Consider the following 6,071-nt stretch of genomic DNA (forward strand, 5'->3'; position numbering starts at 1 on the left):
AGGAGCGAGCGGAGAGGAGTGAGAAGCGAGCGACGGCGAAGCAAAGGCAATACCGCGCGGGGCAAGCAGCCGCTTTTTCTCACTCCTCACTCCTCTGCGCTCGCTCCTCGCTTTTGCTCACTCCTCACTCCTCTCCGCTCACTCCTCGCTTTTGCTCCCTCAATACGCCAGCGTGAACCGCCGCCGCGAATGCGCCGGCTGTTCCAGCTCGTCGATCATCGCCAGCGCGTAGTCCTGCACCGAGATCGTGCTTTCGCCCTGCTCGTCGACCAGCAGTTGGTCGCCGCCGAGGCGGAAGCGGCCGGTGCGTTCGCCCGGCACCAGGTGCGCGGCCGGCGACAGGTAGCTCCAGTCCAGTTCGCGCTCGTCGCGCAGGGTGCCCAGCACCCGGCGCATCGCCTCGGCGCCGCCGCGCCATTGGTCCGGGAAGCCGGGCTGGTCGAGCAACTGCTGGCCCGGCGCGACTTCCAGGCTGCCGGCGCCGCCGACCACCAGCAGGCGCGGCACCCCGGCCTGCTTCAGGCCGTCGATCAGTTGGGCGTAGCCGGCGACCGTGTCGTGTTCCAGGTTCGGGTTGCTCCAGCCGCCGACGTTGAGCGAGGCGATCACCGCATCGGCGCCGCGCACCAGTTCCGCCGCCCGCGCCGGGTCGCCGCCGTCGATCGCGCCCGGGCGCAGGGTCAGGCCGGCGTGGGCCGGCAGCGTCGAGGGATCGCGCGCGACCGCGGTCACCTGGTGGCCGCGCTGCAGGGCTTCATCGAGCAGGGCGCGGCCGACATAGCCGGTGGCGCCGATCAGGACGAGATTCATGGGACGACTCCGTTGCAGTGAGTGGGAACGAGATCTAGTCTGATCACTAACAGACACGGCGATAATCCGCCTGATTTGACTAGGACCATGAAGCTGGACTTCACGATAGACCGCCTCAAGCGCATGGCGGTGTTCGCCCGGGTGGTCGAGCTGGGCTCGATGAGCGCGGCCGCGCGCGAGCTGGACATGACCCCCTCGGCGGTCAGCCAGCAGTTGCGCCAGCTCGAGGCCGAGACCGGGGTGGTGCTGCTGCACCGCTCGACCCGCAAGCTCACCACCAGCGAGGTCGGCCAGGCCTATTACGAGGACTGCGCGGCGATGCTGCACGCCGCGCGCAACGCCGACGGCCGCCTGGGCAATCTGCGCGACGAGCCGCGCGGCGAGCTGCGCATCGCCGTGCCGATCGGGTTCGCCGCCCACCTGGCCCAGGCGCTGGCGCCGCTGATGCGCGCCCACCGCTCGCTGTCGCTGCGGGTGTTCGCCGACGACCGCCAGATCGACCTGATCGGCGAGCGCATCGACCTGGCGATCCGGATCGGCCGGCTGGTCGACTCCAACCTGATCGCGCGGCGCATGGCCGAATGGCGGCATCTGCTGGTCGCCGCGCCGGAGTACGTGCGCGAGCACGGGCTGCCGCGCACGCCGGCCGAGCTGGCCCGGCACGAGCTGATCATCCTCAGCGTGATCAATCAGCCCGAGTACGTGGAGATGCACCGCGCCGGCGAGCCGGCGCAGCGGGTCCGGGTCGGCGGCCGCATCGTCAGCAACAACTCGCGCACGGTGCAGCAGATGATGCTGCAGGGCCTGGGCATCGTCCGCCTGCCCGAGCCCGACGCGCTGCCTTTGCTGGCCGAGGGTCGCGCGGTGCCGGTGCTGCCGGAGTGGTCGATGCCGCCGTTGGGCGTGTATGCGGTCACCGCCCAGCGCGACGCGCAGCCGGCCAAGGTGCGCCAGGCGATCGCCGCGCTGCAGGCCTATCTCGACGCGAACGCGCCCTCGGCCGGCGCCTGAGCCGGCCGCGGCGCGCTCAGTCCGCCAGGGTCGCGATCGCCCGTACCGGGAAAGTGCCCATGCCCTTCACCTTCGGCGGCACCGCGCTGAAGCGGAAGCCCTGGTCCGGGACCGCGGCCAGGTTGCGAAGGTGTTCGACGATCAGGATCCCGGCGCCGAGCAGCACCGTATGCACCGGCCGCGCCTTGCCGCGGGTGTCGTCGATGTTCATCGAATCGATGCCGACCAGCTTGACCCCGCAATCGCGCAGCCAGCGCGCCGCGGCTTCGGTCAGGAAGGGGTGGCCGTCGGCGTAGGCCGGGGTGGCGAAGTGGCGGTCCCAGCCGGTATGCACCAGCACCGCGCGGCCGCGCAGCTCCAGGTCGCGGAAGCGCTCGACGTCGATCGCCCGCACCTCCGCCGGCACCCGCACCACGATGGCGTCGAGATCGGCGCAGTCTTCCGGGCCGATCTGCGACAGGTCCTTGCCGTCGGCGTAGCGATGCGAGGGGCAGTCGATGTAGGTGCCGGTGTTGGCGACCATGTCGATGCGGCCGATCTGGAATTCGGTGCCCGCTTCGTAGATCTCGCGCGAGCGTTCGCGGCTGAGGTAATCGCAGACGTGCGCCGCCGGCAGGCCGGGATAGGTCACCAGCCCGTCCTCGATGGTGTGGCTGAGATCGACGTAGCGCAGCCGGCCGGTCTCGAGCGCGTCCCTGCGCTTGTGCGCCTCGACGATGATGCGCTTGTTGAGGATGCGCGCCGGACCGACCATCAGCAGGCGCAGATCGCGCACGATGTAGTCGATCAACTCGGCATCGCCGATGTCGTCGCCGTCGATGTCGAGGCGGAAGCCCTGCCCTTGCAGGCCGCCGCCGTTGCTGAACTCGATTTCGAAGTCGAACTGGACGCGGTGTTGGATGGCGTTCAAGGCTTTGGGTCGGGAATGGGGAATGGGGAATGGGGACCCCGGACCCGGGACTCGGGACTCGGGACTCGGGACTCGGGACTCGGGACTCGGGAAAGGCTAAAGCCTGGGGCTACGGTTTTGCTCGTCATTCCCGCGAAGGCGGGAATCCAGGGCTTTATCGCGACATGACTCTGAAGGCTCTGGATTCCCGCTTTCGCGGGAATGACGACTTCGGGAGTTCGCTGCGCCGGGGCCCTCCAGGAACATCGCCCATCGAGCGTCGCAGCGTTGCAATGCGCGGCGTTTTTCGCGTCGATGCGTTGCGGCTGCGGTTGCCGCCTCGATCGCGCTACTTCGCCGCGCGCTGGCTCAGCGCGACGCTGCCGAGGATCAGCACCGCCGCCGCCAGCATGGTCGCGGTCAACGGCTCGCCGAGCAGCATCCAGCCCCAGGCGACGCCGAACAGCGGCACCAGGTAAGTCACCGCGACCGCGCGGCCGGCGCCGATGCGCTGGATCAGGCGGTAGTACATGACGAAGGCGATGCCGGTGCAGAGCACGCCGAGCAGGGCCGCCGACAGCCAGGACTTGGCCGGGATCGCGTGCGCCGGCCATTGCGCGATCGCGAACGGCAGGGTCAGCAGGGCCGACGTGCCCAAGGTCGCGGCGGCTACCGCTGCGGCCGGCAGGCCGGTCAGCTGGCGCCGGACCAGGTTGGCGCCGATGCCGTACAGGAAGGCCGCGGTGCAGCCGGCGGCGACCGCCCAGCCGATGCTGGCGCCGGCGGTCTTGCCGCTGGCCAGCACCACCACGCCGGCGAAACCGGCCAGCAGCGCGATCGCGCGTTGCAGGCCGATTTTCTCGCCGAAGAACAGGAACCCGACCAGGGCGGTGAACAGCACCGCCATCGAGTTGGTGATCGCTCCGACGCCGGCCGGCGCGCGCTGCGCGGCCCAGGCGAACAGCACGAACGGCACCGCCGAGTTGATCAGGCCGATCAGGGCCAGCTTGGCCCAGATCTTGCCGCCGCGGAACGACTCGCGCGCCTTCCACAGGAACGGCAGCAGGATCAGCGCGCCCAGGCCCAGGCGCATCTCCACCAGCGGCAGCGCGCCGAAGTCCTTGGCCGCCACGCGCATGAACAGGAACGAGCCGCCCCAGATCGCGCCGAGCACGGTCAGCTCCAGCGGCGTGCGCCAGCCGGCGCGCGCGGAATCGGTGGCGACGGCGGCCGAAGAGGCGGAGCCGTTGGAGGTCATGCTGGCGGCGAGTTCGGCGGAACGCATGCGCTAAATCCTCGAAAGCGGCGGCCGCGCGATGCGGGCGCCTGCGGGGGAAAACGGCCGCGCCCGGCCTCGCGGCGGCGCGTTGGGCGCAGCGGCGGCGACGCCGACGCGCGCGTTGCGGCGGATCGGCGCCAGCCCTGGCCCGATGCGATCCGGCGCGGGACCCGATCGCAGTATCGGTGCGCGCCCCGCATGCGGATATCCGGATCCATGCAAGAACCAAATCCATGCAAGAGCCGACGGCTGGAACGAATCGGAACCGACCGCGATCCGGCCCGCCGTCCTCGCTCAGACATCCCTGCTCACACGGCCGCGCTCTCGCAACCGGCCTCAGACATCCAAAATCACCAGCGTGCCGCGGCTGCCCGGCGCGACCCCATGGGCCACGCCCGCGGGCACCACGTACAGCTGCCCTGCCCCGACTTCGACGATCTGGTCGCCGATGCTCAGGTTCATGGCGCCGTCGAGCACCAGCAGGCCCTCGGCGAAATCGTGCGTCTCTTCCTCGTACCCGCCGGCGTCCATCCGCACCAGCTTGAAGTTGGCGCCGCCGAAGCGGCCGACCACGGTCGAGCGCCAGGCGTCGGGCAGTTCGGCGGAGGTCGCAAGCAGGTCGATGAGGCTCATGCGCAAGTACTGGATGGCGGGTCGCGCGGGTCGCGACGACAATCTGGCTTTTCCCTGCCGCCTATTCTGACTGGCCCGCAATGCGATGCAAGCGCATACTTTCGCATCCAGCCACAAACCATATTTGAGGCTCCAATGGCATTGCGAGCGGACTGGCTGCCGGCCCTGGCGGCGTTCGAGGCGGCGGCGCGGCACCAGAACTTCGCCCATGCCGCGGAGGAACTGCATCTGACCGCCAGCGCGGTCAGCCACCACGTGCGCAAGCTGGAAAGCCGGCTCGGCGTCAGCCTGTTCCAGCGCCATGCCCGCGGCGTGGCGCTGACTGCGCAAGGCCGCCAACTCGCCGACGCCGCCGGCACCGCGCTGGCCGACGTCGACGGGGTGCTGCGCAGCCTGCGCCTGGCCCGCGACGACCGCGACCGGGTCCGCATCACCACCCTGCACTCGCTGACCTACACCTGGCTGCTGCCGCGCCTGCCCGAGTTCACCCGCGCCCACCCCAAGATCCAGCTCAGCCTCGACACCGAGATCGCCCTGGCCCGCTTCGACGACGGCGGCCCCGACCTCGGCATCCGCCACGGCGCCGGCCACTGGCCGGGGCTGACCGCGCACCCGTTGATGGACGACAGCCTGTTTCCGGTCGCCTCGCCGCGGATGCCGGGGATCGAACGGGTGCGCACGCCGGCGCAGATCGCCGAGTTGCCGCTGATCGCCGACCACGCGCGCCAGGGCTGGCACGACTGGTTCCGCGCCGCCGACGTGCACGGCTGCAAGCTGGAAGAGCGCTATACCTTCAGCGACACCACCGACGCGATGATGGCGGCCGCGCATGGCCTGGGCGTGGCGCTGGCGCGGGCGCAGATCGCCGTGCCCTATCTGCGCTCGGGCCAGTTGCAGCGCCTGCCGGGCCCGGCGATGCCGGCGCGCTGGGGCTATTACGCGATCTACCCCGCCCACCGCCGCCTGCGCCCCGCGGCCAAGACCTTCCTCGACTGGCTGCTGGCGGTCGACAAGGGCGAGCCACCGCCGGCTTGAGCACCTGGAGCGGCGCGAGCCGCGACCACGGGACGCGCAGAAAAACCAAGGCCGCCGCCAACGATCGAAGCACGAACTCATCGCCTGTAGGAGCGGCGTAAGTCGCGACTGCCGAAGCGGTGGATACCACGCCGATATCCGAAGTTCGCAGCGCTAGGAGCATGCGCGACTCGCACCGCTGACTGGCGGTGGGTTCGCGCTTCGATCGTCGGCCTGGGCCTTGGGGCTCTGCGCGTCCCTTGGCGGTGGGTCCGGGCTTCGATCGTTGGCTTGGGCCTTAAGGCTCTGCGCGTCCCTTGGCGGTGGGTTCGCGCTTCGATCGTCGGCCTGGGCCTTAGGGCTCTGCGCGTCCCTTGGCGGTGGGTCCGGGCTTCGATCGTTGGCTTGGGCCTTAAGGCTCTGCGCGTCCCTTGG

The 6,071-nt window shown here is 70.3% G+C and carries 6 protein-coding genes; 2 read left to right on the forward strand and 4 right to left on the reverse strand.

The genetic code is table 11. The annotated features are described in order from the left end of the window. Positions 1–159: 159 nt before the first annotated feature. Positions 160–810, reverse strand: coding sequence for an NAD(P)-dependent oxidoreductase (locus AC3A57_RS11730; RefSeq protein WP_487579085.1), 651 nt, complete (start codon positions 808–810; stop codon positions 160–162). 87 nt (positions 811–897) lie between these two features. On the opposite strand from AC3A57_RS11730, the gene AC3A57_RS11735 reads away from it, so the two are divergent. Further along, positions 898–1,821, forward strand: a complete 924-nt coding sequence (locus AC3A57_RS11735; protein WP_487579086.1) for a LysR family transcriptional regulator — start codon at positions 898–900, stop codon at positions 1,819–1,821. A gap of 16 nt (positions 1,822–1,837) precedes the next feature. Here the strand turns inward: AC3A57_RS11735 and AC3A57_RS11740 are convergent, their stop codons facing one another. From AC3A57_RS11740 to AC3A57_RS11750, 3 genes are all read right to left on the reverse strand, one after another. Then, the gene (locus AC3A57_RS11740) at positions 1,838–2,731 is read right to left on the reverse strand and encodes a cyclase family protein (RefSeq protein WP_487579087.1); all 894 of its coding nucleotides are present in this window, start codon (positions 2,729–2,731) and stop codon (positions 1,838–1,840) included. A gap of 328 nt (positions 2,732–3,059) precedes the next feature. Then, positions 3,060–3,968, reverse strand: coding sequence for a DMT family transporter (locus AC3A57_RS11745; protein WP_487579239.1), 909 nt, complete (start codon positions 3,966–3,968; stop codon positions 3,060–3,062). Between the two features lie 357 nt (positions 3,969–4,325). Continuing rightward, positions 4,326–4,622, reverse strand: a complete 297-nt coding sequence (locus tag AC3A57_RS11750) for a cupin domain-containing protein (protein ID WP_487579088.1) — start codon at positions 4,620–4,622, stop codon at positions 4,326–4,328. A 135-nt stretch (positions 4,623–4,757) separates the two neighbouring features. Here AC3A57_RS11750 and AC3A57_RS11755 point away from each other — a divergent pair, with 135 nt between their 5' ends. Then, entirely contained in the window at positions 4,758–5,657 is a 900-nt protein-coding gene (locus tag AC3A57_RS11755) for a LysR substrate-binding domain-containing protein (protein WP_487579089.1), read from the forward strand. The last annotated feature ends 414 nt before the right edge of the window (positions 5,658–6,071 follow it).

The sequence above is a fragment of the Lysobacter sp. Soil_C_15 genome, assembly GCF_057657315.1.